The sequence below is a fragment of the Paeniglutamicibacter psychrophenolicus genome, from assembly GCF_030812255.1.
GTDB classification, from domain to species: Bacteria; Actinomycetota; Actinomycetes; order Actinomycetales; family Micrococcaceae; genus Paeniglutamicibacter; species Paeniglutamicibacter psychrophenolicus_A.
In genome coordinates, this window is record NZ_JAUSSH010000016.1 from 52118 (window position 1) to 78250 (window position 26133).

The window sequence follows — 26133 nt, forward strand, 5'->3', positions numbered from 1 at the left end:
ACGGACTTGTCACGGAAGGGGCATGGGAGCAGCAATGGGCGATCCAGCCAAGCAGCAGCCGACCCTCGAGCTCGTGGCGGCGCGGGCGGGGGTCTCACGCGCAACCGTCTCCCGGGTCGTCAACGGATCGCCCAACGTCAAGGCCGAGGTGATCGAGCAGGTCAACAGGGCCATCGCCGAACTCAACTACGTCCCGAACCGGGCGGCACGCTCGCTGGCCAACGGACGCACCAATTCCATCGCCTTGGTGATCCCGGAGAACGCCGCCAGGTTCTTCGCCGACCCCTACTTCGCCACAGTCATCCAGGGTGCCGCGATGTACCTGGCCGACACCGAATTCACGCTCACGCTGCTCATCGCCACCGAGGCCGATCCCGCCAAGACCGGCAGGTACCTGCGTGGCGGCAACGTCGACGGTGCGCTGATCCTTTCCCACCACAGCGACGACCGCTCCTACGTGGAACTGGCCGGAGCGCTGCCGATGGTCTTTGGCGGCAGGCCCATGAGCAAGGAGACCGGCCCCGTGCACGTGGTGGACGTGGACAACGTTGCCGCCGCCGCCACCGCAACGCGAACCATCCTGGAATCGGGCCGCAGCCGGGTGGCCACGATTGCCGGTCCGCAAAACATGGGAGCCGGGCAGGATCGCCTGCAGGGCTGGCGCGAGGCCCTCGATTCCGCAGGGCTGGATGCCGACCTGGTGGAGTTCGGGGACTTCACCCCTTCCGGGGGAGAAGCCGCCATGACGGCGCTGCTCGAGCGCGGGCAACCGCTGGACGGGATCTTCATCGCCAGTGCGCAGATGGCCTTTGGTGCACTGAAGGTCTTGCATGAGCGCGGGATCCTGGTGCCCCGGGACGTCTCGATCACCACGGTGGACAACGACTCCTATGCGCAAAGCGCGTCCCCGCCGCTGACCACCGTCGCGCAGCCCGCCGAGCGCCAGGGTGCAACCATGGCCAAGTTGCTCGTGGAATTGATCTCCGGCGGGAAGGTTCCGGAACGGACCATCATCCCCACCGAGCTGATCAAGCGCGGATCGCACTAGAGTTTCCGGCCGGCTGCACAGGATCGGCGAGGAGCTCGACTGGCACTACGATACTGCCGATTGGCTGGCGCCCTGGCGGATCTCCGGGCAGAACGTGGAACTGGAATTCACGCCGTTCGGGGACAGGACGAGCCGCACCGAGCTGCTGCTCGTCGCCAGCCGCGGCCACCAATGCCTTGGGCACTTCACCGGTTCGGTGCTGGTGGAGGAGCGCCGGGTCCGGATTGACGGACTGCTCGGTTGGGCCGAGCAAATGCGCAACCGGTGGTGGGACACGAGCCCCCGAAAGGAGCTTCAACGCCCAGGCACTGCCTGGTCGAAGCCGGGGCCCGGCCCCGGCAATCCAGCTCCATGAGTTGGATTCGGATGCGTCCGCGGCCTTTTCGTGAAGCCATTGGCCGCCCTCGAGGTGGCGCCACGGACCGCTTTTGACCGGCAGATGACCGCGAGGCAAGTCGCGCACGGGCGCGGTGGGTCGAGTCGATCCAGAAGGGCCTGTTAAGCAAGGACAACAGCGCCACTTGGGTCGGCAACGCCCGGGGAATGGACGGTGGATAGGATTTCCGGCGCGACGGCAGCCGAAAACAGTCCAACATCGTGACCGTGTCGTGGCTTTCCCGGCGGGTCGTCGGTAGCGACGCCCGGGGTATGGCCAGGGCTGGAGGAAATGCGAAAGGCCACGATTTCTCGTGGCCTTTCTTCTTGGTGCGCCCAAAGGGATTCGAACCCCTGACCTTCTGTTCCGTAGACAGACGCTCTATCCAGCTGAGCTATGGGCGCATATTCTGTTTTCGGTACCAACCTCGCGGTTCGACCTCGAATAACTATACAGACGAATGCCTGCCACGCAAAATTCGGGGGAGTGAACGGTGGGCCGTCTTCGGGTGGCGTTGCATGAAGTATACCGGTCTACGTGTCCTTCGTCACTTTTGTGGTTTGATGGGGGAGGGGCAATGCCCGTGAAGCCGGGCTTTTCGTTGAAGCTAAACCAAATTTGCGAAATTTTTGGGATCCGGGTCACATGGGCCCGCGATTTCCGCCCAATAGCATCGAATTATTGCAAATTCAGCCCAATGGAGGGAATGGACATGAGCGAGAGCTCGGACCAGAAGGTCATCGACGCAGCACCGACCACGCACGCAAAGCTAGCTGCTTGGGTGCAGGAAGTCGCGGAACTGACGAAGCCTGACCGTGTCTATTGGGTGAATGGCACGCAGGAGGAAAACGATCGACTGACCGCCGAGCTGGTTGAGAGCGGAACGCTGAAGAAGCTGACCGACCCTTCGTTCCCCAACTCCTTCGCTGCCTTCTCCGACCCCAAGGACGTTGCCCGCGTCGAGGAGCGTACCTTCATCTGCTCGGAAGACGAGAAGGACGCCGGCTTCACCAACAACTGGGAAAACCCGGTCAAGATGAAGTCGATGCTCAAGGGCCTGTTCGACGGCGCCATGCGCGGCCGCACCATGTACGTCATTCCGTTCGTCATGGGCCCGCTGGATGCCGAGCAGCCGCAGTACGGCGTGGAAATCACCGACTCGGCCTATGTTGTCGCCTCCATGCGCATCATGGCACTCATCGGCGACAAGGTCCTGCGCCAGATCGAGGCAGAGGACGCATTCTTCGTCCCCGCACTGCACTCGGTCGGCGCCCCGCTGGCCCCCGGGCAGGCGGATGTGGCTTGGCCGTGCAACGAGGACAAGTGGATCGTGCACTTCCCGGAAGAGCGCTCCATCTGGTCCTACGGTTCGGGCTACGGCGGAAACGCACTGCTGGGCAAGAAGTGCTACGCGCTGCGCATCGCCTCGGTCATGGCCCGCGACGAGGGCTGGCTGGCCGAGCACATGCTCATCCTCAAGCTGACCAGCCCGGAAGGCAAGAGCTACAACATTGCAGGGGCTTTCCCCTCTGCCTGCGGCAAGACCAACCTGGCCCTGCTGGATCCGACCATCGAGGGGTGGAAGGCCGAGACCCTGGGCGATGACATCAACTGGATGCGCATCGGCAAGGACGGCGAGCTTCGCGGCGTCAACCCGGAATACGGCCTGTTCGGCGTGGCTCCGGGCACCGGTTGGTCCAACAACCCCAACGCCATGAACGCCATCACCAAGGGCAACTCGATCTTCACCAACGTTGCACTCACCGACGAAGGCGGCGTGTGGTGGGAAGGCATGACGGACGAGGTCCCGGCACACCTGATCGACTGGTTGGGCAACGACTGGACCCCTGAGTCCGGTCGAGTCGCGGCACACCCGAACTCCCGCTTCTGCACCCCGATCGACCAGGTCGACATGCTCTCGCAGGAGTACTACAGCCCGGACGGCGTGGAGATCCACGCGATCCTCTTCGGCGGCCGCCGCAAGACCACCATCCCGCTGGTCACCCAGGCCCGCAGCTGGGCCCACGGCATCTTCATGGGTTCGACCCTGTCCTCGGAAACCACTGCCGCTGCAGCCGGTGCCGTGGGCGTGGTCCGCCGCGACCCGATGGCCATGCTTCCGTTCATCGGCTACAACGCCGGCGACTACCTGAACCACTGGGACTCGATCGAGTCCAAGGCTAACCCGGAGCGCCTGCCCAAGATCTTCCTGGTCAACTGGTTCCGCCGCAACGCCGACGGCGGCTTCGCCTGGCCCGGGTTCGGTGACAACTCCCGCGTGCTGAAGTGGGCCATCGAGCGCATCGAGGGCAAGGCCGACGCCGTGGAGACCCCGATCGGCTTCGTACCGACCGGCGACTCGATCGACCTGACCGGCCTGGACCTGACCCCGGCAGACGTCGAGGCCGCCGTGGTCGTCGACAAGGGCGAATGGGCCACCGAGCTGGCAAGCATCGAGGGGTGGTACGCCAAGTTCGGCGAGGCGCTTCCCGCATCGCTGCGCGCCGAGCTTGATGGCTTGAAGGAGCGCTTGGAAGCCTAGCGTTCCCGGCACGGCAACCTTCGAGAAGGGCCCCGCTGCCATCACCCGCCACCCGGTTACGGGATGGTTGGGGGATGGCCGGCGGGGCCCTTCCGTTTCCCCTTCCAGGGTCCCGGCGTCGGCCTCATCGCCAGAGGTCGGGCATGGTTTCGACAGCAAAATGCGTGGCTGCTGGACCAATCCCCTAGGGGATGTGTCAGGATGAAAGCATGATTCTTGCGCGTTTGATCCTCGGGCTCTTGAGTTTGGCGCCCATGACCGGGTATGAACTGAAGAAGCACTTCGACTCGTCCATCAATCACTTCTGGAATGCCGACAAGGCGCAGATCTATCGCACACTGGCCCAATTGGTAAAGGACGGGCACGCCACCGTCACCACCGTTGCCCAGAAGAATTACCCGGACCGCCAGGAACACCACATCACCGACGCCGGGCGCGAGGCCCTGGTGGAATGGCTGGGCGGCGAGGTCACCGCGCACACGCCCCGCGAGCCGTTCCTGGCCCGGGTGTTCTTTGCCGCCGAACTCGACCGAGAGTCGGTGCTCGAACTGATCCGGGCCCGGCGCGAGGCCACGCAGGAAGTGCTGGACGACTACCTCTCCCAGCGTGAGGACATTGACATGCGCGCAGCAGCGGACCGCCGCAGCTTCCTGATGGCAGCAACCCTCGACAACGGAATCCGGCATGCGGCCGCCGAGCTTGAATGGCTGGATGCCGTGACGGAGTACCTGCCATGAGCGAGCACGAGGGCGCCTCCGGCGGCGACGCGGGAGCCGACGAGGAATTCGTGGACCGCTCGCTGTCCGACGAAAACTCGGAGCCCGCCCCGGAGGACGGGGCAGGCCAGGCCTCCCGGGCCGACAAGCCGGCCCGGGAAGCCAACCCGAAACGCGCGCCCAAGGACCACCGGCCCCGCCCCGAACCCGGGCAGGACAAGGGCACCGCGAAGGACGAGGCGAAGCCAGCAGCCGAAGCGGACGCGGTTCCGGCCGGCGGCCCGGCGGACCCGAAGCCCCCGGAGCGCCGGCCGCAGGTTCCGGCCAAGGAAAAGCCCGCGCGCCCGGCCAAGGCGCCACGGCAACCCCGGCCGACGGTCCCGCACGCCCGCACCGAGCCGCAGGGAACGGCGGCACCGGCAGCAGCCACCGTCTCGGCCAAGCCCGCAGGTCCGCGCGACCCGGGCGGCTACCCGGAGTTTCATGCGCCCACGCGTGCCCGCCGCGACGGCAAGCCGGCCCAGACCATCGTGTTCCTGCACGGCGGAAACGTGGCGAACTGGACCTGGGACCCGCAGGTGCGGGCCTTCGGCGACTACGAGGTGCTCACCCCGCACCTTCCCGGGTTCGGTGCACGCGCCCAGGAAGACTGGGCGGGCCTGGACAGCGCAGCCGACGACGTGGCCGCGGTCATTGCCGACGAGGTCTCCAACGGCGGCGCCCACCTGGTGGGCCTGTCCCTGGGTGGCGTCGTGGCACTGCGCGTGCTGGCCCGGCACCCCGAGCTCGTCGAGTCCCTGCTGATCTCCGGGGTCCCGGCCGCCGGGGTCTCGGCCTCGATGCGCACCATGAGCCGGATGCAGCTGCGCCTCTTCGGCAGCGAATGGTACTGGCGCTTCCAGGCCGGCGCCTATGGCATGGTTGCCGACGAGAAAGACCTGTTCACCGAGCACGGCACGCACCTGCGGGCCGACAACATGCGCGCCATCATGGACGAGGTCGACCCCGGCGGCGTCCCGGCCAAGCTCGGGGACTACAAGGGCCCGGTGCTGGTGATTGCCGGCGGCAAGGAACCCAAGCTGGTGGCCAAGTCCTTCCCGGTGCTGGCCCGCGCGCTGCCGCAGGCCCGGTTCCGCACCGCTGCCGGCATGCACCACCAGTGGAACATCGAGGACCCGATCCTCTTCAATGCGACCGTGCGCGCCTGGGTCGAAAAGGGCACCGCACACCCGCGGTTGCAGGAGCCCGGGCAGTAGACGGCACGCAAGGACGAAACAAAAGGACCGGAGTCGTTGCGGGACGTTCCCTGCAATGACCCCGGTCCCTCGGCCTCCCGGGAAACGGGTTCCCTAGCCGATCATGATGTCCATGCCGGGGCCTGTGCCGGTCCCCGTCAGGAAGAACACGGTCAATACCAGCACCCAAAGCACCCAGAAGACCAGCGTGAACGGAAGAAGGCGGGCAATGATGGACCCGATGCCTGCTTCCGGCTCGTATCTACGCAGGAACCCAAGGACAACCACCAGATACGGATTCAACGGAGTCAACACCTGGGTTGCGGAATCGCCGACACGGAAAGCCGCCTGGATGAAACCGGCCTCGTAGCCGATCAGGGCGAACATTGGGATGAACACGGCGGCAATCAGCGTCCACAGGGAAGACCCCGAGCTGATCAGGAGGTTTAGGATCGAGACGACGACGATGAATGCGATGATGGCGCCGTAACCGGTGAAGTTCATGTCCTTCAGCATCTGGGCCCCGTTGAAGGCAACCCATGAGGCAAGACCGGACCATGTGAACAACGCCAGGAACTGGGCGAGGATGAACGCCACGATGATGAAGGACACCGCGTCCTTTACGGCCTGGCCCATCATTTCCACGACGGACTGGATATTGGTGATCAATCTAAGACGCGCCCCATAGACGATCGAGGGTGCCAGCAATACGCAGAACACGATGAAGATGACCGAACTCAGCAGCGGCGACTTGGGCAGGAATTCGCCGGCCTCGTTACGCAGCGGTGCGCCCCCTGGAATCGACAAGGCCAAGACCAGGCCGACGACGGCCAACAGTGCCAGCCCCGCCCAGCGCAGTGCGGATTTCTCGGCGGCGGTGACTTCCGTGTTCGCGTCCTCGGAGACCATCGAATTCACGCCCACTCCGGCGCGGTTCAGCCGTGGCTCGAGCACCTTGTCGATGACCAGGCCTCCGGCGATCGTCAGCACGCCGGCCAAGACGATGTTCAGCAGCAGGTTCGACACTGCCGTCACCGGCAGCACCATGTCCGCGACCGGGGCGGCTGCGGCATTGGAGATGCCTGCCAGCAACGCATCCGTGGAGGTGACGAACGGGGTGCAGCTGAATGCCGCCAGCCCGATGGCATAGGACCCAAGCAGGCCGGCCACGGGGTTGCGCCCTGCGGCGCGGAAAACCATGGCCGCTATGGGCGGGATTACCAGGATCGAGGCATCGGACATGATGTGGGCGCACAACGCCACCAAAGCCATGACGTACGGCAACGCCCACCCCGGGGCGCGGCCCAAAGTCGATTTGACCAGGACCAGCAACAGCCCGGTGCGTTCGGCGACCCCGACCGCCAGCAACAAGGTGACCACAACGCCCAAGGGCGGGAACCCGATGAAGTTCTGGACGGCGGTGGTCATGAGCCACACGATGCCTTCGCCGGTGAAAAGCCCCTTGACCAAGGTTGGTGTCTCGGCTCCCGGCAGCGTGGTGCTCACATTGAACCAGGAAACCACGGTGGAAATGATCCCGATGGCCAGGAAAAGGTAAAGGAAGAGCGCGAAGGGTTCGGGCAGCTTGTTGCCAACGCGTTCTATATGGTCCAATGCCCCTGCGCCGAACTTCTTCTTTCCGGCCCGGGGCTTGGTTGGTGGCTTCTTGCTCATCAGGGTGCTCATGCCACGGCCCCTGCCGGCACGCCGACGCGGCTGTCCTTGACGATGCGACCCTTGGCCATGACGAGCTCGATGTTCTTGGCATTGGCTAAGGCATGGATGGACGTCAAGGGATCAATACTTGTCAGGACCAAGTCCGCTTCCTTCCCGACCTCGACAGAGCCGACCCGGTCCTCCAACTGCAGCAGCCGTGCCGCGTTGAGGGTTCCGGCGACCAGGGCATCCATCGGCGACATGCCGAAGTCCACAAGGAGGCCCAACTCGGTGAGGTTGGTGCCGTGCGGGGAAATCCCTGCGTCGGTTCCCATGGCCACCTTGACTCCGGCGGATATGGCATTCGAAACGCAGCCGTAGAGGCTTTTCTGTAGGCGCTGCTTCTTTTCAACCGCGTAGGAAGCGGCAGTCGCCGGGTCTGCTGGGACCGTTGCCGTGCTGAGGGTTGGCACCAGGAAGCTGCCTTTGTCGAGCATAAGCTCGATCGCCTTTTCATCGATCTCATAGCCGTGCTCGATGCTTCGCACACCGGCAACCAGGGCATTGGAAATGGAACGAGCAGACTGGGCATGGGCAGCAACGGGCACGCCGTGGCTTCCGGCCTCGTCGACCACCGTGCGCATTTCGGCGATGTTCAGGCCGTCGTGCCATGGGGTGTCGCGCGGGGACCACACGCCGCCGCTGGCCATCACCTTGATGACCTTTCCGCCCAGGCGCATGACCTCGCGGGTGTTGCGCAAGGCCTCATCCGTCCCGTCGGTCAGGAATCCGATGTCCCCGTTCGGGGAAATCGCGGAGCCCTGGTTGAAGCCGCAGCAGGTGCGAAAATCGCCGTGGCCGCCAGTGGGGCCCAGCGCACGGTAAGCGAAGATGATTTCCGGTCCCTCGACGAGTCCGCGCTCGACGGCCACCTCGGTTGCCATGTCTATGCCGCCCAAGTCCCGGACGGTGGTGACCCCGGCGTCAAGGGTGGCGCGCAGCAGCGGAATCGCTGCGTAGTAACCAAAGCGCGGAGGCAGGTGCAGCATTTCGGTGCCGCTGAACAGGCCGGCGGACATGGCCAAATGGACGTGGGAATCGATGAATCCTGGGAGAAGGACCTGTCCACGTCCGTCAATGCGGATCGCATCGGTATCGAAGATCGGTGCATGTGCGTCCGGGCCAACCCATTCGATTTCGCGGCCCCGCACCACTACGGTGTGCATTTCCACCGGGGCAGTCCCCGTGCCATCGATAAGGGTGACGTGTTCAAATACCGTTTGCAGCTGCTGCAACTTTCCTCCATGTGCGCTGTGCCATAATTTCAACTAAACGTAAGGAGATAGACATGACTTTTCTCCAGAATGCAGGAAAAAGATACTATGGCGAAAAATTTGCAGAAAATTGATGGCATCTCCGAAAGTGACCTGGAACTCGTCAACGCCCTGCAGCTGGCACCGCGAGCCAGCTGGAGCGAGCTGTCGAAGGTCCTGGATGTGCATGCAACCACACTCTCACGCCGCTGGGACCGCATCGCGGAGGCCGGACTGGCTCGCATCTCCACCTCCCCGGGCCATGGCAGCGCCACGCAACTGGAAATGGCATTCGTGGAGCTGACATGCAGAAACAGCCAGGTCGCGCAGGTCGCTAACGAACTTTTCATGGACCACCGGGCCATGACCGTCCAGTTCATTGCAGGGTCTGCTCACCTCTTGGTGACGGTTGCCGCTCCCGGGGGCTCACTGGCGGACTTCCTGATCACCACCATTGGGTCCATGGACGGAGTGCTGCACTACTCGGTGCGCACGGTGACCGGCCAGTTGGTGGAAGCCAGCAAATGGCATTTTCGTGCATTGCCGGCGGCTACGGTGCGCACGCTTCGAAGCATTTCCTCCAGCGCCGGTTCCGCTCGCGAAGACCGCAACGTTGTGATGGATGAAGCCGACCGCGCGGTGGCGTGTTCCTTGAGCACCAACGGGAGGATGGGCTTCAGGGAAATCGGCGATCGCGCCGGAATCTCCGCGACGGCCGCGGCCCGACGCGTCAACCGGCTGATAACGGGGAACTTTATCAATGTACGCTGCGATCTGGTGCGTCACGGGCTGGGACGCAATGTCAGTGCCGTGTTTTGGGGAACCATGTCGCCGGAGGCCATGCTTCTTATTGACCGAGATCTCGGGGCTGAAATACCGGAACTCCGGATCATGATGGCTGTCACCGGCGCGCACAACATCCACATGGTGGTCTGGCTTAACAGCCCAGCCGATTCGTTGGCCATCGAGCGCAAGATCCTGCGTGCCGTTCCCGGTCTGACCATCGATGACCGGCGGATCGTCCTAAGGACATTCAAATACAACGGTGCAAGGATCACCGAGTCCGGGGTCTTTGGCGACGTGGTTCCCGTGGGGTATTGAAACGAAACGCGAAGGCCGCCACCGAGTGATCGGTGGCGGCCTTCGCCCCCCAAGCGGGTTCCGCTGATATGCCTATCGTCGCGGGACCCGCGGATTCCGGGCCGTTAGGCTGCGAGCCACAGGTCGGGTCCGAAGACCTCGTAGTGGATGTTGGTGGCCGGGATGCCGGCCTCGATGGCCTGCGAGCGGACCGCGCGCATGAATGGCAGCGGGCCGCACAGGTACAGGCGGGCATCGGCCGGAAGTTCCAGGTTGGCCAGGGACATGTAGCCCTCGGTGGCTTCGGTGCCTTCGGCCTTGGCATTGATGTCCTCGAGCCACAGCTTCAGTTCGGCGTTGGGCAGGGAATCGACGGATTCGAGCATCTGCTCCTTGAGCGCCCAGGCATCCTCGTTGGCCTCCGCGTGCAGCACCATGACCTGGCGGTCCGAGCCCGCCGCGGCCAGGGTGGCCAGCGCGGAGGCGCTCGGGGTGCAGCCGATGCCCGCGGTGGCCAGGATGATCGGGGCGCCGGTGGTGTCGATGACCAGGTCGCCGTAGGGGTTGGAAAGCTCGATGACGTCCCCGACGTTCAGGTGCTGGTGCATGAACGGGGAGACCTCGCCGCCGCCGTCGAATTTGGTGGTGATCACGCGCTCGGTCGTGGAGGTGACCGAATCGCTGAGGGTGTACTGGCGGCACTGGCGCAGTCCGTCCAGCAGCGGGACCCGCACCGAGACGAACTGGCCGGCCTTGGCCACCGTCACCGGGGTGTCGTCCGCCGGGACGAAGCGGAAGGTGACCGAACCGGTCCCGGCAGCTTCCTTGGCCACGAGCTTCCAGTCGGTCCAGATCTTGTCGTTGGCCTGCTGCGCGTAGAGGCCCTTTTCGATCTTGACCAAGGCGTCGGCCATGAGCCAGTAGACCTCGGACCAGGCCTCTGCGACCTCGGGGGTCACGGCCTCGCCCAGGTCGTCGACGATGGCGGCAAAGAGGTGCTCGTAGACGATGGCGTACTGTTCCTCGACGATGCCCAGCGAGGTGTGCTTGTGGGCGATGCGGGAGAGCACCGCCTCGGGCAGGGTGCCGGGGTTGTTGACCAGGTGGGTGGCGAAGGCGGCGATGGAGCCGGCCAGGGCCTGCTGCTGTGCACCGTTCTTCTGGTTGGCGCGGGAGAAGAGTCCGTCAAGGAGTTCCGGGCGGGCCGCGAACATCCGGTCGTAGAACTTCGGGGTGATGTGGGAGATCCGCTCGCCAATGATTGGCAGCGTGGCTTCGATGACCGGGCGGGACTTGTCGGAAAGCATCTTGTGGCTCCTTGACGAAGGGTGGCTCTTATCTTGCATCTGTCATGCAAGATTGATACTTCATTTCTACATGGCGTAGAAGTTTGATGCAAATCGGCCCGTCAATTTCGTGAAGAAGGGTGTCATTTCGGGGGCATTGAACCCCCGTGCCCGCGCGCCCGCGCAATGCCCCTGACACCGCTACAGGGCCCGGAAATCGGGGCTCTGGTGGTCAGGGCATGGCGGGGAAAGGCAGTGGTGCCTTGGTGGAAATGGAGGTGAGATCCTCGACACTGAGCAGGTCCAGCTCCGCGTAGAAGGCCTCGCGGGCCCGGCGCAGGGCGCTGCGCAGCTTGCACGCGGCAAGCAGCGGGCAGGGGACACCGGCCTCGGAGATGCAGTCGACAACATCCTCGCGGAGATCGAGATCGCGCATCAAGGTGCCCACGCGCAGCTCCAGGCCGCGGCCGGTGATCTGCGATCCGCCGTAGCGCCCACGCGCCACATCCAGGGCACCGCGGTTGCGCAGCTCAACGACGGCCTTGGCCACGTGGTTGTAGGGCACGCCGATCTGCTCGGCGATGTCCTTGGTGGTGACCTGCTGGTCGCGACGGGAGCCGAGAAACATCAAGGTGCGCAGGCACACGTCTGCATAGGCGCTGAGTTTCACGTGTTCCATTCTCGCAGGTGTTGGAAACCTGCGCCGTGATCCATGCCTCCGTCAGCCGGCGCCCACCCGGTATTGCTCCCGCAACCGCTTCGATCGTGTGTCCCGGTCCCGGTGATCCTGCTCCGCCTTCAGCTTCGGGCGGCCCCGCTCCCGCCGCGCGGCCGAATACCGGCAACCTCCCGCTCGGGGCGGAAACCTGGCAGCCGTTCATGGACCTGTGGCCCGGAACCGGGGGACCGGTTCCGGGCCACAGGCCGGAAAGCAAACAGGCGGGGTTAGGCCCAGACCTGGATCTGGCCGCCCTCGGCACTGGGCTCGGAGAACTCCCAGATCCCGGTTTCCGGATCCGGTGCGGTGTAGGGCTGCACGATGGCTACCGAACCGCCGTTGCGGTGCTCGGCCAGCACATGCACGGCGTCCGTGGCGTCATCCAGCAAGGTGACATCCGAGACGAAGGCCACGGCGTTGAACGATTCGCGCTGGTCCTGCAACAGCTGGACGAGATCGGCCATCATGACCTCGGCGTCGATGTCGGCTTCCGGGTCGTCGAGGTCCTCGGTGGGCTGGACGGCCAGCAGGCGCAATTCCGGCTCGGCGTTATCCTCGGTGGCCGGTTCCACGGCGATGGCGAAGGGCAGGAAGACGCCCTGTTCCTCCAGCTGTTCGCGGGCCACGCCCAGGGCGGTGCCCAGGACCTTGTTCAGCTCGGCCTGGGCGGCCTCGTCGAGTTCGGCGATCTTGTTTTCGGGGGTGCTCATGCGTTGCTCCTGACGATTGAGAGGACCTGGTTGCGGATGGATTCCATGGTCGCGGTGTCTATTGCTTCCCCGTTGTAGCGGAGGAAGGGTTCGGTGTTCGAGGGGCGCAGGTTGAACCAGTACGACCCGTCGGTGGCGGCCACGGTGGTGCCGTCCATGCGGGTGACGGTGACCGGACCGTCGGTGAATTCCGCCAGCACGCGGGCCACGGCCCCGGCCTTGTCCTGGACCTCGGAGTTGATCTCGCCGGAGGAAACGTAGGGCTCGTACTCGGCGGCGAACTCGCTCAGCGGGGTGTCCTGGTGGCCCAGCGCAGCCAGCACGTGCATCGCCGCGAGCATGCCGGTGTCCGCGTTGTAGAAGTCGCGGAAGTAGTAGTGGGCGGAGTGCTCCCCGCCGAAGACCGCGCCCTCATCGGCCATGACGGCCTTGATGAAGGAGTGCCCCACGCGGGTGACCACCGGGCGGCCGCCGGCGGCGGTGACGGCCTCGGGCACGGCGCGGGAGGTGATCAGGTTGTGGATGATCACCGGGGTGTCCTCGCCCGCGGCCCGGGCCCGGGCGATCTCGCGCACCGCGACCAGGGCGGTGATCGCCGAGGGGGAAACCGGCTCGCCCTTTTCGTCGATCACGAAGCAGCGGTCGGCGTCCCCGTCGAAGGCCAACCCGATGTCGGCGCCGTGCTCGATGACCGCCGCCTGCAAATCGCGCAGGTTTTCCGGCTCCAGCGGGTTGGCCGGGTGGTTGGGGAAGGTGCCGTCGAGTTCGAAGTACATCTCGATGATTTCCAGCGGCAGCCCCGGCAACAAGGTGTCGCCGAGCACCGCGGGGGTAGTGAGCCCGCCCATGCCGTTGGCCGCATCCACCACGACCTTCAGCGGGCGGATGCTTGAGAGGTCGACCAGGTCGCGCAGGTAGGCGGCGTAGTCCGCCAGCACGTCGGCCTCGGTGACGGTGCCCTCGGGGGCCTCGGTGGACACCGGCAGGCCCTCGTCGAGGTAGGACTGGGCCAGGTCGCGGATGTCGAAGAGCCCGGTGTCCGAGGAGACCGGGACGGCACCGGCCTTGGCCATCTTGATGCCGTTGTAGGCGGCGGGGTTGTGGCTGGCAGTGAACACCACCCCGGCGCAGCCCAGCGAACCGGCGGCGAAGTACAGCTCGTCGGTGGAGATCAACCCGAGCATCTTGGGGTTGGCGCCGCGGTAGGCTGCACCGCGCGCGAAGGCAGCGGAAAATTCGGGGGAGGAGGGGCGCATGTCCCCGCCGACCAGGACGTCCTGTCCGGACAGGCCCAACACGTCGACGAATGCGGCGCCAATGGCCTCGACCGCCTCGGCGGTAATGGTGGCCCCGACAATGCCGCGCACGTCGTAGGCCTTGAAGGACTCTGAAAGATCGATTTCCACACTCACACCCATGAGCTTATCCGGTTGGTCCGTCCCGCCGGGAAATTGGCGCAATGAAGGTGAGTAGCGACATAGGGGCGGCGTTTGCCGCCGGTGGGGGCAAGTGTCGGTGGACACTGGAATACTGGGGGCCATGGATGCCTACACACCCAGCATTGATTCGGACTTGCGCTCCGCTGCCACCTCCATCCTGCGTTCCCTGGTCGGCCGGGACGATGCGCAGTTCCACGACGGCCAGTTCGAGGCCATTGAGGCCCTGGTGGCCGGCGGCCGCCGGGCACTGGTGGTGCAGCGCACCGGCTGGGGAAAATCCGCCGTGTACTTCGTGGCCTCGCTGCTGCTGCGGGCCCGCGGAGCCGGTCCCACGTTGATCGTCTCCCCGCTGCTGGCGTTGATGCGCGACCAGGTCGCCGCCGCCTCCCGGGCAGGGGTGCGGGCCGAGGCCATCAACTCCGCCAACGCCCTGGACTGGCAGTCGATTGCCCAGAAGCTCGACAACGACGAGCTGGACGTGCTGCTGGTGTCCCCGGAGCGGCTGAACAACCCGGTCTTCCGCGACACCCAGCTGCCGGCGCTGGTGGCACGGATGGGCCTGCTGGTCATCGACGAGGCGCACTGCATCTCCGACTGGGGCCATGACTTCCGTCCCGACTACCGCCGCATCAAGGACCTCATCCAGGCGTTGCCGGGCAATGTCCCGGTGCTGGCCACCACCGCCACGGCCAACGAACGGGTGGTCCACGACGTGCAGGAGCAACTGGCCGTGGGAGGCACCGAGGTCTTCACGCTGCGCGGCTCGCTGGCCCGCGAGTCCCTGCGCCTGGGCGTGCTGCGCCTGGCCTCGCCGCGCTCGCAGTTCGCCTGGCTGCTGAGCCACCTGAACGACTTCCACGGCTCGGGCATCATCTACACACTGACCGTCTCCGCGGCCGAGGACATCACCCGGCTGCTGGCCGAGGCCGGGCACAAGGTGCTCGCGTACTCGGGTCGCACCGACACCGAGGAACGCCACCGCGCCGAAACCGCGCTGAAGAACAACGAGGTCAAGGCGCTGGTGGCCACCAGCGCGCTGGGCATGGGCTTTGACAAGCCGGACCTCGGGTTTGTCATCCACGTCGGGGCACCCAGCTCACCGGTGGCCTACTACCAACAGGTGGGCCGTGCAGGTCGTGGCAGCATCAACGCCGACGTCCTGCTGCTTCCGGGCCCGGAGGACCGAGAGATCTGGCGTTACTTCGCCACCAGTTCCATGCCGGACCAGCAGAAGGCCAACGCCGTGCTGCAGGAACTCGCCGCCACGTCCGGGCCGCTGTCGGTGCCCGCACTCGAGGCCCGGGTCAACATCAAGCGCACCCCGCTCGAGCTGCTGCTGAAGGTGCTGGCCGTGGACGGCGCGGTGGAGCGGGTCTCCGGAGGGTGGATCGGTTCCAATGCCCCGTGGTTCTATGATGCCGAACGCTACACCCGGGTGGCTGCCGCCCGCGTGGCCGAGCAGAACGCGATGCTCGACTACGAAAACCTGAAGACCTGCCGCATGGAATTCCTCTCCCGGGCCCTGGATGACCCGGCCGCTGCCCCGTGTGGTCGCTGCGACAACTGCGCGGGTGTCTGGTTCAGCGATGACATCCAGGCCTCCGCCAAGGACTCGGCGCAGACTGCCCTGGGCAGGGTTGGGGCCCTGGTTGAGGCACGTCGGATGTATCCCGGCGGCATGGAAAAACTGGGTGTTCCGCTCAAGGGCAAGATCAAGCCCGAGTTCCAGGCCGAGGACGGACGGGCCCTGGCCCGGCTGACCGACCTGGGCTGGGGCGGCCGGTTGCGTGCCCTGCTCGAAAGCACGGACGAGCCGGATGCACCGGTGCCCCAGGCCATGCTCGATGCCTGCGTGAAGGTGCTCAGCGAGTGGAAATGGTCGACCAGGCCAGTCGCGGTGGTCTCCATGCCCTCGCGGTCCCGCCCGCAACTGGTCGGATCGTTTGCCCAGGGCATTTCCACCATCGGCCGGCTGCCGTACCTGGGGCAGCTGGAATACCGGGACCATGGGCCGCGCGGCGGCTCGGGCGGCAACTCGGCCTTCAGGCTCGCCGCGGTTTGGGACCAATTCGTGGTTCCCGCCGAAATGGCCGAGAAGTTGGCCGGCGCCCCGGGCCCGATCCTGCTCCTCGACGACCTGGCCGACAGCCGGTGGTCGATGACCGAGGCGGCCAGGATCCTGCGTGAGGCCGGGGCCCCCGGGGTGCTTCCCTTTGTGCTGGGCGTGGCCGGCTAGCCGCATTCGCCAGGCGGCACGTTTCCGAAGTTTTCGGTCCGTGCCGGCAGGGTGGCGGTCCGCGGTAGGATTCGTGGCCGGCAGCGGTGTTTATGCGCTCGCGCTGCTCCTAAGAATGGGGCCAACGCAGAGTCATGAATGCGTTTGCCACAATCCAAGGAAGTGTTGCTATGGCTGAATACATGGACGTCCACAACCACATGCAGGGCTTGTCCGCAGCGGACCTCAAGGCCGCTCACGGGGCCGATCTCGCCTTCCATGGCGAGGAAGGCGTGGAGTTCAAGAGGGCGTGGGCCGACCCGGTCAGCGGGAAGATCTTCTGCCTCTCCGAAGGCCCCTCGGCCGAGCCGGTCCAGCGGCAAAAGTGAATTCGGGGGACTCGGGTCGCGTTGCCACTGGCTATCTATCAAGCGGCAACGCGACCCGATTGCCCATTCAACAGATCTGGAGGCGGACACCCGCCTCCGAGCGGTCTGCTATTTGGGGAGAAGCGGCCGATGGAACATGGCCTGCGGGTCCGGGCAAGGACAATCTTTGGTCCTTGCAACTTAGCGCTGGGTCTCGCCGGGCCGTAGGCTAGAGATATGGAAATACTGCTTTGGGTCGTCGTCCCGCTGCTCATTCTCGGACTTGCGTGGATGGGGCTGAAGAAGCTGCGCATCAAGAACTCGGCCGAGGTTTCTGCTGCAATCACCCCGGAATCGGCGCAGGCCGCCGCCGCGCACCTGACCGGGGAAGGACACCGAGCCGTCTACAAGTCCCTGGCCCAGGGCGATTTCATGGCCGCGGTGCAAAACTACAAGGCCATGACCGGGGAAGGATACAAGGCCAGTATCATTGCTGTGCGAAGCCTGGAGCGTTTCCCGCAGGTCCGCAAGGAACCAGACCTCGGACCCACCATTTCCCAGCAGCTCGAGGCCGAACGCGAGGCGGCCAAGGCCGCGGAGCCCCAGAACCCGCAGGAGCAGGAGTCGAACGCGGCGACCACCATCCCGAGCGAGCCCGTCCTGCCCAACGACTCCGCTCCCACTTCCGCGAATGAGCGGAACCTTGAGGACGCATGGGTGGTGCCCAGCGAATGGGCAGAGGAATTCGGAAGCGAAGCGGAACGGACCTCGACGCAATTCAAGGTCTCGTACCTGGTGGACGGGGAATCCAGGGAATTCGCCAGCGAGGACCTGCCGCCGGCAGAGTACGACCAGTTCCTGTCGCTGGTTCGGGACGATGACCTGCCCGGGGCCGCGGGACTCATTGCCAAGCATTCGGGCCTGGAACAGGCCGAGATCCTGAAGATGCTTGCGGCGTCCCCATTGGGCGGAGGCCAGGCCTCAACCGCAAACATTGCCGACTTCAGCTTCGAGGGGCAGGGACCGGACGGAGCGGTGAAATTCAGCATCAACGACCTGGTGGAACCCGAGCGGTCGGAACTGCTCGACCACTTGCGCCTGGGTGAGCTGGACGAGGCCACCACCATCGTCGTCCGCCACACGGGCCTGCCCGATGAAATGGTGCGAACCCTGCTCAACGCATTTGGGGACGGCGACAAGTAGTTCCCGCTGCGGGATCCCCGAGGGGACCGCTTGAGGCCGCGTGCACTTGGCTTTCCGAAGGGGCCGGGTATACGCGGTTTTTGCCTTTGCCGGGGCAAATATCCGGCGACGGCGGTTCCGGCGGGTTAAACGAAAACAGCCCCGAAGAATCGAGGCTGTTTCAGCGGACACGGGGGGATTTGAACCCCCGGTCGAGTATAACCCCGACACTTCATTAGCAGTGAAGCCCATTCGGCCGCTCTGGCACGTGTCCATATTGCTGTTTCCAGCTCCCCTAGACTACCCAAAGCTGGCGCGCCGCACAAAACGAGACCGAAAGGGCCGCAACAGCCGCGCGGGAAAGGCCAACTGCCGCCGCCAACAGGAGGCCTGACGCGCTAACGTTGGCCACATGGCAAGTGCTTCCAAACTGGTGACCGTGGCGGACCTCGACTACAGCTCGGCCGACAAAAGCCGTGTTTCGGTGGCTGCCCGGCTGGGGCTGCTGCTGGAGGACGGCGGGAGCGTCCTGCTGCTCGACAACCGCGGGTGGTCGACCAGCCAGCACTGGGCGGACGCATCGGTTGACGACATCGAAAAGAGAGCATTCGATGTCATGGGACCCGATGCCCCGACGGAGGACCAAGACAAAGAAGAGATGGCAACGGAGTATTGGGAATTCCTGAGTGAAATCCTGGAACAACAAGATCTCGACATCGGCCCCGCCGAGCTTCGCGAGTTGCCCCACGAAGTCCGGCTGAGCCACCGTCTGCTCAAGCGCCTCGATGCCGCACTCGACGACCTGGGCGGCATGCGCCCCGGAAGATGAATTACTCGGCGACGTGCCGCCAGAGGAATTCGTAGCTGGTTGCCAGCATGGTCGCGGTCGCGCCGTTGTCGCTGGCCCCGGCATGTCCACCGTCGAGGGACTCGTGGTAGCGGACATTGCCGACACCCATGTCCATCATCTTCGCCGCCATCTTCCGTGCCTGCACCGGGCCGACCCGATCGTCGCTGGTGGCGCTCCAAATCAGCGAGGCCGGGTAGGTGGCCCCCTCCGGGAGTGCATCGTCGAGCCGGTGGTACGGGGAAAACGTGCGAACAAATTCCCAGTCAGTGGGCACATCCGGGTCGCCGTATTCGGCAATCCAGGAATGCCCGGCGGCCAGCCGCGTGTACCTGCGCATGTCCAGCAACGGGACACCGCAGGAGATGGCCCCGAAAAGCTCGGGGTAGCCGGTGATCATGTTGCCCATCAGCAGCCCTCCGTTGGAACGCCCCGTCGCGGCCAGGTGTTCGCGCGAAGTGACCCCGCGGTTGATGAGGTCGCGGGCAATGGCCGCGAAGTCCTCGTAGGCGCGGTGCCTGTTTTCCCGCAGCGCCGCCCGGTGCCAGCGCGGCCCGTACTCGCCGCCGCCGCGGATGTTGGCCACCACGTAGCTGCCGCGCCGGCCCTGTTCAGTGCGGCGAACCAGCCAGCCGGGACCCAACGCACCGAGGTAGCTCGGGGTCAGGCTGGCCTGGAACCCGCCATAGCCGTTCATCAGCACCGGGTTCTTCCCGTCCAGCGGAAGCTCGTGCGGTGACACCTGGAAATATGGGACGCGGGTTCCGTCATCGGAAACGGCAAAGTGTTGCGTGACCTCGAAGCCTTCCGCATCGAAACGAGCCGGTGCGCTCTTCACCGGCAGCGGGGTTGCCGCGTAGGCCGCGTCCGAGCAGACGGTCCCGCGTGCCAGGGTGGTGGGTGTGAGGAACCCGGTGAGGGTCAGCCAAAAATCCTCCCCGCATTCGGGATCCTCGTCGTCTACGGCCGAGATGCTGAAGCTGTGCAGCGGGGCACCAATGTCCAGGGCGCGAAGCGCGAAGTCGCGGGCGGGATCGCAGATGAGTATCTGGGAGGAGACGTCTTGCAGGACGTTGAGCAGGATGTGGCTGGCGGTGAAATCAATGGATTGCAGGGAGGTCGATTCCGTGGGGACAAAGATCTCGCGCAGGGCCGCGGTGCCGGCCATGAGCCCGTCGAGTTCTGCCAGCACCAGTGAGCCGGGAATGTGGGTGACTCCTTCGCGGGTCCACGGGGTTTGCGGGGAGAAGATCACCCAGTCACGATGCAGCGAGACCCCGACGTCGGTGGGGACATCAAGGTGCACCCATTGAGCGCCGCTGCGCACGTAGGTTTTGGAATTGTAGAAATCGATGACGTCGTGGGCCACATCGCGTTCGAATCCCGGGGTCGAATCGTGGGAAACGTAGGCCAGGACGTGTGACTGGTCGATGGCGAAGATTTCCTCGGCCTCGGCCAGCTCCTGGCCGCGCGACAGGCGGCGCACGGTGCGGGCATACGAGGACAGCGTGAGCGACCCTTCCCCGACATCGGTGGCGACAAACAAGGTGTCCGCATCCGCCCAGGAGACGTTGGTCTTGGCGACCGGCAGGTCAAAGCCCCCGGGGACAAAGGCCAGGGTAGGCAGGTCGAATTCCCGCACGCGAACCTGGTCACCGCCATCGGGGGAGAGCTTGACCAGCGCCCGGGTGTACTCCGTGCCAGCTTTCGGGCGGAGCATCTGCGCCCCGGCATAGACCCAGTCGATTCCCTCGGCCGCTGCCAGGGCATCCACGTCCAGCAGGACTTCCCACTCCGGTTCCTGTTGCTGATACGACTCCCAGCTGGTGCGCCGCCACAATCCCTTGGGGTGCTGCGAATCGCGCCAGAAGTTGTAGTAGTGTTCCCCGCGCTTGGTGACCATGGGGATCCTGTCGGCGGCATCCAACACCGTGAGGATGGCATCCTTGGTGGCGGCGAAATCCGCGTCGAAGAGTTCCGCTTCGGTGCGGTCGTTCTGGCCGACCACCCAGTCCATGGCTTGGTCCGAATCCAATTCCTCGAGCCACAGGAAAGGATCCTCGGGAGTGTTCTTGGAAGCCTGGGCTTGGGCGTGCTGCACGAGGGCATCCGAGGCCGGGGCTTCGGAACTACCGGTCATTTCGGCGAGGCTGGCGGACGCGGGGGTTTCAAGGGGAGGGGTGCTCATATGGACAGTCTAGGGAAACCGGCTGTTTGCGCACTGGGGATTCGTAATCGATTCGTTATATGACTCGTGGTGGGATGCCCCTTTTTGTCGGGGTAGGTGGGTAGGTTGAGCAGAAGGTCTCAGTTTCGTCGAATAGGGGAAAACGATGCAGTTCGGAGAACGGCTAGCAGCGCTTGCGGCAAAGATTCAGCAGCAACGCAACATCATAGAAACCGAGGAAGCCACGAAGAACGCATTCATCATGCCGTTCATTTCGACGATCCTCGGGTATGACGTGTTCAACCCGCTGGAAGTTGTCCCCGAGTACACCGCCGACGTCGGGATCAAAAAGGGCGAAAAGATTGATTACGCGATCATGCTTGGTGGCGAGGTGCAGATCCTGATTGAGTGCAAGCGTTCGGCCGGTGGCCTGAAGTATGAACATGCATCGCAGCTCTACCGGTACTTTGCCGCTACAACCGCAAGAATCGCGATCCTGACCAACGGTGAGGTCTACCAGTTCTATACCGACCTCGATGCCCCGAACAAGATGGACGCGAAGCCGTTCCTGATCCTCGACATGAACGACATCGACGAAACACTGATCCCGGAGCTGCGCAAGCTGTCCCGTGATGCGTTCGATCTTGAATCCATAGTCAGCGCCGCCGAGGAACTCCGCTACGTCGGGGAGATCAAGCGCGCCATCGCCGCCAACTTCCAGGAACCAACGGCGGAGTGGGTCAAATTCCTGTCTGCTGGCGTCTACGAGGGTCAATTTACGCAGCGTGTTCGCGAGCAATTCACAGTCCTCGTTGCCAAGGCCACGAAGCAATACCTAGCGGATCAAGTCAACGACCGCCTCAAGGCGGCGCTCGGGGAACCGAACATCCCCATGATGTCGAGTACGGAAGCGGCCGCCAGCGTAACCAGCGAATCCGTGGTCGAAGCAGACCTTGAACCGGACGATGGCGTTGAAACGACGCTGGAAGAACTCGAAGGCTTCCACATTGTTCGTGCCATAGTTTGCAAGAACGTCAAGGTCAACCGTATTGCGCACCGAGATGCGAAGTCCTATTTTGCGGTACTGCTCGATGACAACAACCGCAAACCGATAGCCCGGCTGCACTTCAACAGGGCGCAGAAATACCTGGGGCTGTTTGGGGAAGACAAGACAGAATCGCGCATCCCCATTGAAAGCCTCGACGAAATCTACCTGCATTCAGATGCCCTGCGCGCCACGGTGGAAAGCTATGAAGCGGCGTAGCCGAAAGGGATGGATGTCTTGAACCAGCGGTTCGCTTGGGCACGATCTTCAATTCCCGTGTCCAAGCGAACCGATACGGCATGACGGCAGACTAGGCTGAAACCGTGAGTGAGCAGCAGAATCCCGGTCGAGAACCGTATGTCATTGCCGTTGTGGGAGCCGGACCGCGTGGCACCTCGGTTCTTGAGCGCTTGGCATCCGAACTGGGGCGCACCCGGAACCATTCGCGCGCGATCACCGTGGTCGTCTTCGATGTCCACGACCCGGGTGCAGGGCATGTCTGGAGCACGTCCCAGTCCAGGCTCTTCCTGATGAACACCCCGGCAGGATTTCCCACCGTTGCCCCGGAACGGGAAACCCCGGGCGAACCGGGCATGAGCTTTGACCAATGGCGCCTGGCCGGCGGCGACGGCGCAGTGCTCAGCAGCGTGGAAGCCGAAGAGCTGGAACGGATGGGCAGGGGAACCTACCCGCCACGGGCCCTCTACGGACGGTATCTGCGCCACGTTTTTGACCGGTCGGTGGCGGCACTGCGCGCCAACACCGCCGTGGTGGAGGTGCGTGTGGAGCGCGCCGAGATCACCGCTCTGCGCCGCGGCGCGGCCGACTACCTGCTGACTGGCCACCGGGTTGATGGCACCAGCGCGCAAACGCCACAAGCCGGCGATGCACTTGAACTGCGTGCCGACGCCGTGGTGCTGGCACTGGGCCACGTTCCGGCGCGCCTAAACCCGGCACAGGAGGCCATGGCCCAGGCCGCCGATGACGCCGGCCTGGCCTACCAGGGCCCCAATGTCCCCGGGGACGTCGCCTGGGACAAGATTCCGGCCGGGGAAACAGTCTTGGTCCGCGGCCTGGGACTGAACTTCTTTGACGTGATGATTGCCCTGACCGTGGGACGCGGCGGACAATTCAATGAAATCAACGGCGGCCCGGGGCGTGCCCTGGAATACTGGCCCTCGGGCCGGGAACCACGGATCGTGGCGGCCTCCCGCCGCGGAACGCCGTACCGCGCAAAATCCTGCGTCGAGGAGTTCATCCCGGACTCCGTGAGCCTGCGCTACCTGGACTTCGAAGTGATCGTCCAGAAGGTTGCCGAGGACCGGGCACTGAACACGGAGGCAGCTGTCCGCTTTGACGCGCACGTGTGGCCGCTGCTGCACCGCGACGTCCTGCTGGCCTACTACCGCACCGCAGCCAGGCGGCACCCGTCCCGCTTCGAGGTGGACCCGGATGAATTCGTGGACAACTTGATTGCGGTGCTCGACGCCGAACACCAGGCAGGCTCCCAGGTGTGGTTGGAGGGCGCTCGCCGGCTCGTGGACGAGCAGGCACCCGCCTTGGGATTCCTTGATGTCCCCCGGCTGGGCCATCCCTTCGCCGAACGCGGTTTTTCCTCCTTGAAGGAATACCAGAAGGCCGTCATGGAATACCTGGAGTTCGATGCGATCTCCTCGGTGGAGGGCGAGAAGGACCCGTTGAAGATGGCCATTGCCACCTTGAACGCCGGGCGCATGGTCGTCAAAAGGATGATCACCGAGCGCCTGATCTCGGACGAGTCGCGCCAGAGCGAGGTGCAGGGCTGGTTTGAACCGCTGGTCGAGGGCCTGGCCTCCGGTCCTCCGCTGCAACGCATCGAGGAACTCGCAGCATTGGCCCGGGCCAACGTCGTGGAGTTCATCGGCCCGGACCCGGAATTCGAGATTGACAGGCCTTCCGGAGTGTTCACCGCATCCTCGCCGTGGGTCGACGCGCCGGCGTGTACGGCACGGACGCTCATCGAGGCCATGATGCCGGCCAACCGAGTGCTGCAGACTGCCTCGCCCTTGCTGCGGCAGCTGCTCGACGATGGCTTGGCTACCGCGTTCCACATGCGCAACGACCAAGGAGAACCGTTCCCGGGCTCGGGACTCGAGGTCATGGGCGAGCCTTACAGGATGGTTGATGCCGAGGGGGTGGCGCACCGGGCGATCTTCGTGCTCGGGCTCCAGCTTTCCTCCGCGCAATGGGGCACCGCCATCGCGGCCCAGGCCGGGGCCGCGCTCGACGGTGCGGCTCGGACCCTGGGCGACGCCCAAGACATCGCCCGGGAACTGCTGCGACTGAGCCAGGTCCAGGACCTGAACCAGCCGCGCTGAGGACACAGCCCTAAGCCGTGGAACGAAAGGGCCGCAGGGAGGGGCCGGGCGCCAACGCCCGTTCCCTCCCCGCGCCGGGAACTTCCCGGCCCTGCTACACGCCCACCAGCTTCAAGGTGGCGCCGCAGCAATCGGTAATCGCAGCAACCCTGCCGAACTCGGAATCCTGCGGACCCTCGGTCACGGTGCCGCCGTTGGCCACCACCGTCGCGCAAGCAGCGTCCACGTCATCCACGCCCCAATAGGTCACCCAGAATCCGGGGACCTCGGCCGGCAGGAAGCCGGAGGCATCCATCAACCCGGCCTTCGCATCGTCGTCCTCCCCGTAGGTGGTGTACCTGAATTCCGGGGAATCGGCCATCACATGGGTGTCCCAGCCAAAGGCCTTGGAGTAGAACTCCACCGCCGCGGGATAGTCCTTCGAGTACAGCTCGTGCCACGCCGGGGTGCCGTGCTGGGAATCGGCACCGAATCCCTGGTGCTCCTGCGGCTGCCACACACCGAAAGCGGCGCCGCCGGCATCAAGGAAGATTCCCATGTGCCCGTAAGGTGCCACGTGCATCGGCGGCATCAGGACCTTGCCGCCCGCGCCTTGGATGCTGGCCTCGGTGGCGGTGATGTCATCGCTCTTCAGGTACAACGACCAGATGTTGGGGATGCCGCCAAAATCCGGATTGTGCGGAGACATTCCCGCCACCAGCCGCCCATTGTGCCGGGCGCTGAGATAGCCGCCATACTCCTCCGCAACGGGCTCCTCGAACTCCCAGCCGAAGAGGGCCGAGTAGAACTTCTTGCTGGCTTCGATGTCGGTGGTCATGATGTCGGTCCAGACCGGGTTTCCGGCGGGGGTGGTATCGCGCAGGGGCATTTTCGAACGCTTCCAATCCTGGGGTTTCCGTTGGTTCGTGAACCGGGAATCCTGCCTGCCCGGTTGCGATGAATCCTACGTGCCGCACCCGGTGCAGACCATGGCCTGCGGGTTAACGAAAGGAGTCGGTTCCCGTTGGCACGGGAACCGACTCCTTGAATGGCACGGATGGTAAGAGACTTGAATTCCTAAAGGTGCTCTGGGAAGTCGAAAAAATCCTGTAACCACTCGGATTTACATCACTCCAGATAACAACACTTGATGCATGACGTGGGCAAATAATGGGCATTTCGCCATTCGTCGCCCCGCCTGCCTACACTCGAATCAATCGCTCGCACGTTAGGAATCCAGCATGAAACGCCTACTGAAGCACCGACTAACAATCAGCTTGGCGGTAATCGCCGTCGTGATAGCGGCCGGAAGCTACGTTGCCAGCTCCACCTACCCGGTGGCGTTCGGCATCATCCGGACTGTTTGCGCGGTAACGCTCGGGTTCGCCGTAGTCTCCATCCGCAGGGACTTGAATGATGCGTAACAAGGTTGCTGCGCTGCTCGCTGCGGCCCTCGCGCTCACCGGATGCACCTCAGGTATGGAAGTATCGGCTGAGTCTCATCGGACCCACTCCGTCGCGCCAGTGAATGAAGACCTCTCACAGAAATGGGCGGACGCCCAGATCAACCACTTCTTGAACGGCTACGGCGCGGCAAGCTTCCGGGGATTCCTGGAAGGAACTCCGCACCGGAATATCGACTCTTGGTCTTCTCCTGAAGAAGGTGTCCTGGTAGTTGTGCTGTCGAGCAACAACTGGGAAGAAAAGTACCTCAGTTCTCTCTCCTTCGACATGATGGGCAAAGCCGGCTGGACAGACCACAGCTTGAAGCTGGTCCGCGTCACTTCCCACGACGGCTCGATGTGGGCGGACACCCCGCGCACCGACATCAACGGCCTCCACTAATCCACCTGC

General features: G+C 64.5%; 22 protein-coding genes and 2 tRNA genes. 14 read left to right on the forward strand and 10 right to left on the reverse strand.

The annotated features are described in order from the left end of the window. Positions 1-22 precede the first annotated feature (22 nt). Together J2T21_RS17485 and J2T21_RS20895 are read left to right on the forward strand one after the other, a co-directional pair. On the forward strand, positions 23-1048 hold the full coding sequence (locus tag J2T21_RS17485) for a LacI family DNA-binding transcriptional regulator (RefSeq protein ID WP_307583140.1): 1026 nt from the start codon (positions 23-25) through the stop codon (positions 1046-1048). 13 nt (positions 1049-1061) lie between these two features. Next, complete coding sequence (locus J2T21_RS20895; protein WP_373458068.1) at positions 1062-1403, forward strand: DUF2804 family protein; 342 nt, start codon at positions 1062-1064, stop codon at positions 1401-1403. A 348-nt stretch (positions 1404-1751) separates the two neighbouring features. Here J2T21_RS20895 and J2T21_RS17490 read toward each other — a convergent pair. Continuing rightward, positions 1752-1828 (reverse strand) — tRNA-Arg (locus tag J2T21_RS17490). A gap of 308 nt (positions 1829-2136) precedes the next feature. Here J2T21_RS17490 and J2T21_RS17495 point away from each other — a divergent pair. The 3 genes from J2T21_RS17495 (at position 2137) to J2T21_RS17505 (ending at position 5938) form a co-directional block, all read left to right on the forward strand. Continuing rightward, entirely contained in the window at positions 2137-3966 is a 1830-nt protein-coding gene (locus J2T21_RS17495; RefSeq protein ID WP_307583142.1) for a phosphoenolpyruvate carboxykinase (GTP), read from the forward strand. Positions 3967-4175: 209 nt separating this feature from the next. Next, the gene (locus tag J2T21_RS17500) at positions 4176-4703 is read left to right on the forward strand and encodes a PadR family transcriptional regulator (RefSeq protein WP_071214826.1); all 528 of its coding nucleotides are present in this window, start codon (positions 4176-4178) and stop codon (positions 4701-4703) included. Beyond that, positions 4700-5938 carry an alpha/beta fold hydrolase gene (locus J2T21_RS17505; protein WP_307583144.1) on the forward strand — a complete coding sequence of 413 codons (1239 nt, stop codon included), beginning with the start codon at positions 4700-4702 and terminating at the stop codon, positions 5936-5938. The genes J2T21_RS17500 and J2T21_RS17505 overlap by 4 nt, the downstream gene beginning before the upstream one ends. A 93-nt stretch (positions 5939-6031) precedes the next feature. Here J2T21_RS17505 and J2T21_RS17510 read toward each other — a convergent pair whose 3' ends face one another. After that, a complete protein-coding gene (locus J2T21_RS17510; RefSeq protein WP_307583145.1) occupies positions 6032-7603 on the reverse strand; it encodes an AbgT family transporter in 1572 nt (523 codons plus the stop codon). Then, entirely contained in the window at positions 7600-8868 is a 1269-nt protein-coding gene (locus J2T21_RS17515; protein ID WP_307583147.1) for a metal-dependent hydrolase family protein, read from the reverse strand. Before J2T21_RS17515 ends, J2T21_RS17510 begins: the two co-directional genes overlap by 4 nt. Positions 8869-8937: 69 nt before the next feature. Between J2T21_RS17515 and J2T21_RS17520 the strand changes: the two genes are divergently transcribed. Further along, a complete protein-coding gene (locus tag J2T21_RS17520) occupies positions 8938-9987 on the forward strand; it encodes an Lrp/AsnC family transcriptional regulator (protein ID WP_307583149.1) in 1050 nt (349 codons plus the stop codon). A gap of 104 nt (positions 9988-10091) precedes the next feature. Here the strand turns inward: J2T21_RS17520 and J2T21_RS17525 are convergent, their stop codons facing one another. The 4 genes from J2T21_RS17525 to J2T21_RS17540 all read right to left on the reverse strand — a co-directional run bounded on the left by J2T21_RS17525 (position 10092) and on the right by J2T21_RS17540 (position 14098). Then, positions 10092-11273 carry a globin domain-containing protein gene (locus J2T21_RS17525; protein WP_307583151.1) on the reverse strand — a complete coding sequence of 394 codons (1182 nt, stop codon included), beginning with the start codon at positions 11271-11273 and terminating at the stop codon, positions 10092-10094. Between the two features lie 211 nt (positions 11274-11484). Then, positions 11485-11931 carry an RrF2 family transcriptional regulator gene (locus J2T21_RS17530; protein ID WP_307583152.1) on the reverse strand — a complete coding sequence of 149 codons (447 nt, stop codon included), beginning with the start codon at positions 11929-11931 and terminating at the stop codon, positions 11485-11487. Between the two features lie 266 nt (positions 11932-12197). Beyond that, entirely contained in the window at positions 12198-12680 is a 483-nt protein-coding gene (locus J2T21_RS17535; RefSeq protein WP_307583154.1) for a hypothetical protein, read from the reverse strand. Beyond that, positions 12677-14098 (reverse strand): phosphomannomutase/phosphoglucomutase, encoded by a 1422-nt coding sequence (locus J2T21_RS17540; protein ID WP_307583156.1) that lies wholly within the window; start codon positions 14096-14098, stop codon positions 12677-12679. The genes J2T21_RS17535 and J2T21_RS17540 overlap by 4 nt, the downstream gene beginning before the upstream one ends. A gap of 121 nt (positions 14099-14219) precedes the next feature. Here J2T21_RS17540 and J2T21_RS17545 point away from each other — a divergent pair, with 121 nt between their 5' ends. The 3 genes from J2T21_RS17545 (at position 14220) to J2T21_RS17555 (ending at position 17905) form a co-directional block, all read left to right on the forward strand. Further along, positions 14220-16355: a RecQ family ATP-dependent DNA helicase gene (locus J2T21_RS17545; protein ID WP_307583158.1), complete on the forward strand. Its 2136-nt coding sequence runs from the start codon at positions 14220-14222 to the stop codon at positions 16353-16355. A gap of 170 nt (positions 16356-16525) precedes the next feature. Then, on the forward strand, positions 16526-16723 hold the full coding sequence (locus J2T21_RS17550) for a nickel-binding protein (protein ID WP_307583160.1): 198 nt from the start codon (positions 16526-16528) through the stop codon (positions 16721-16723). A gap of 216 nt (positions 16724-16939) precedes the next feature. Continuing rightward, positions 16940-17905, forward strand: coding sequence for a hypothetical protein (locus tag J2T21_RS17555; protein ID WP_307583162.1), 966 nt, complete (start codon positions 16940-16942; stop codon positions 17903-17905). A gap of 164 nt (positions 17906-18069) precedes the next feature. Here J2T21_RS17555 and J2T21_RS17560 read toward each other — a convergent pair. After that, a tRNA-Ser gene (locus tag J2T21_RS17560) sits at positions 18070-18158 on the reverse strand. Between the two features lie 138 nt (positions 18159-18296). Between J2T21_RS17560 and J2T21_RS17565 the strand changes: the two genes are divergently transcribed. Then, positions 18297-18713, forward strand: coding sequence for a hypothetical protein (locus tag J2T21_RS17565; RefSeq protein ID WP_307583163.1), 417 nt, complete (start codon positions 18297-18299; stop codon positions 18711-18713). Position 18714: 1 nt separating this feature from the next. Here J2T21_RS17565 and J2T21_RS17570 read toward each other — a convergent pair whose 3' ends face one another. Then, positions 18715-20919: a prolyl oligopeptidase family serine peptidase gene (locus J2T21_RS17570; protein WP_307583165.1), complete on the reverse strand. Its 2205-nt coding sequence runs from the start codon at positions 20917-20919 to the stop codon at positions 18715-18717. Positions 20920-21064: 145 nt separating this feature from the next. On the opposite strand from J2T21_RS17570, the gene J2T21_RS17575 reads away from it, so the two are divergent. Continuing rightward, positions 21065-22162 carry a type I restriction endonuclease gene (locus tag J2T21_RS17575; protein WP_307583167.1) on the forward strand — a complete coding sequence of 366 codons (1098 nt, stop codon included), beginning with the start codon at positions 21065-21067 and terminating at the stop codon, positions 22160-22162. A 104-nt stretch (positions 22163-22266) separates the two neighbouring features. Then, positions 22267-24300, forward strand: a complete 2034-nt coding sequence (locus tag J2T21_RS17580) for an FAD/NAD(P)-binding protein (protein WP_307583168.1) — start codon at positions 22267-22269, stop codon at positions 24298-24300. Between the two features lie 94 nt (positions 24301-24394). Here J2T21_RS17580 and J2T21_RS17585 read toward each other — a convergent pair whose 3' ends face one another. Then, the gene (locus J2T21_RS17585) at positions 24395-25168 is read right to left on the reverse strand and encodes a VOC family protein (RefSeq protein WP_307583170.1); all 774 of its coding nucleotides are present in this window, start codon (positions 25166-25168) and stop codon (positions 24395-24397) included. A 352-nt stretch (positions 25169-25520) separates the two neighbouring features. Here J2T21_RS17585 and J2T21_RS17590 point away from each other — a divergent pair, with 352 nt between their 5' ends. Then, positions 25521-25703 carry a hypothetical protein gene (locus J2T21_RS17590; protein WP_307583172.1) on the forward strand — a complete coding sequence of 61 codons (183 nt, stop codon included), beginning with the start codon at positions 25521-25523 and terminating at the stop codon, positions 25701-25703. After that, entirely contained in the window at positions 25693-26124 is a 432-nt protein-coding gene (locus tag J2T21_RS17595) for a hypothetical protein (RefSeq protein ID WP_307583173.1), read from the forward strand. Before J2T21_RS17590 ends, J2T21_RS17595 begins: the two co-directional genes overlap by 11 nt. Positions 26125-26133 lie beyond the last annotated feature (9 nt).

Excerpts from the sequence above, each read along its gene's own strand:
- J2T21_RS17485 (WP_307583140.1), top strand. The coding sequence starts at position 23 with ATGGGAGCAGCAATGGGCGATCCAGCCAAGCAGCAGCCGACCCTCGAG.
- J2T21_RS17495 (WP_307583142.1), top strand. The coding sequence starts at position 2,137 with ATGAGCGAGAGCTCGGACCAGAAGGTCATCGACGCAGCACCGACCACG.
- J2T21_RS17500 (WP_071214826.1), top strand. The coding sequence starts at position 4,176 with ATGATTCTTGCGCGTTTGATCCTCGGGCTCTTGAGTTTGGCGCCCATG.
- J2T21_RS17505 (WP_307583144.1), top strand. The coding sequence starts at position 4,700 with ATGAGCGAGCACGAGGGCGCCTCCGGCGGCGACGCGGGAGCCGACGAG.
- J2T21_RS17510 (WP_307583145.1), bottom strand. The coding sequence starts at position 7,603 with ATGAGCACCCTGATGAGCAAGAAGCCACCAACCAAGCCCCGGGCCGGA.
- J2T21_RS17520 (WP_307583149.1), top strand. The coding sequence starts at position 8,938 with ATGCAGGAAAAAGATACTATGGCGAAAAATTTGCAGAAAATTGATGGC.
- J2T21_RS17525 (WP_307583151.1), bottom strand. The coding sequence starts at position 11,273 with ATGCTTTCCGACAAGTCCCGCCCGGTCATCGAAGCCACGCTGCCAATC.
- J2T21_RS17530 (WP_307583152.1), bottom strand. The coding sequence starts at position 11,931 with ATGGAACACGTGAAACTCAGCGCCTATGCAGACGTGTGCCTGCGCACC.
- J2T21_RS17535 (WP_307583154.1), bottom strand. The coding sequence starts at position 12,680 with ATGAGCACCCCCGAAAACAAGATCGCCGAACTCGACGAGGCCGCCCAG.
- J2T21_RS17540 (WP_307583156.1), bottom strand. The coding sequence starts at position 14,098 with ATGGGTGTGAGTGTGGAAATCGATCTTTCAGAGTCCTTCAAGGCCTAC.
- J2T21_RS17545 (WP_307583158.1), top strand. The coding sequence starts at position 14,220 with ATGGATGCCTACACACCCAGCATTGATTCGGACTTGCGCTCCGCTGCC.
- J2T21_RS17550 (WP_307583160.1), top strand. The coding sequence starts at position 16,526 with ATGGCTGAATACATGGACGTCCACAACCACATGCAGGGCTTGTCCGCA.
- J2T21_RS17555 (WP_307583162.1), top strand. The coding sequence starts at position 16,940 with ATGGAAATACTGCTTTGGGTCGTCGTCCCGCTGCTCATTCTCGGACTT.
- J2T21_RS17565 (WP_307583163.1), top strand. The coding sequence starts at position 18,297 with ATGGCAAGTGCTTCCAAACTGGTGACCGTGGCGGACCTCGACTACAGC.
- J2T21_RS17570 (WP_307583165.1), bottom strand. The coding sequence starts at position 20,919 with ATGAGCACCCCTCCCCTTGAAACCCCCGCGTCCGCCAGCCTCGCCGAA.
- J2T21_RS17575 (WP_307583167.1), top strand. The coding sequence starts at position 21,065 with ATGCAGTTCGGAGAACGGCTAGCAGCGCTTGCGGCAAAGATTCAGCAG.
- J2T21_RS17585 (WP_307583170.1), bottom strand. The coding sequence starts at position 25,168 with ATGCCCCTGCGCGATACCACCCCCGCCGGAAACCCGGTCTGGACCGAC.
- J2T21_RS17590 (WP_307583172.1), top strand. The coding sequence starts at position 25,521 with ATGAAACGCCTACTGAAGCACCGACTAACAATCAGCTTGGCGGTAATC.
- J2T21_RS17595 (WP_307583173.1), top strand. The coding sequence starts at position 25,693 with ATGATGCGTAACAAGGTTGCTGCGCTGCTCGCTGCGGCCCTCGCGCTC.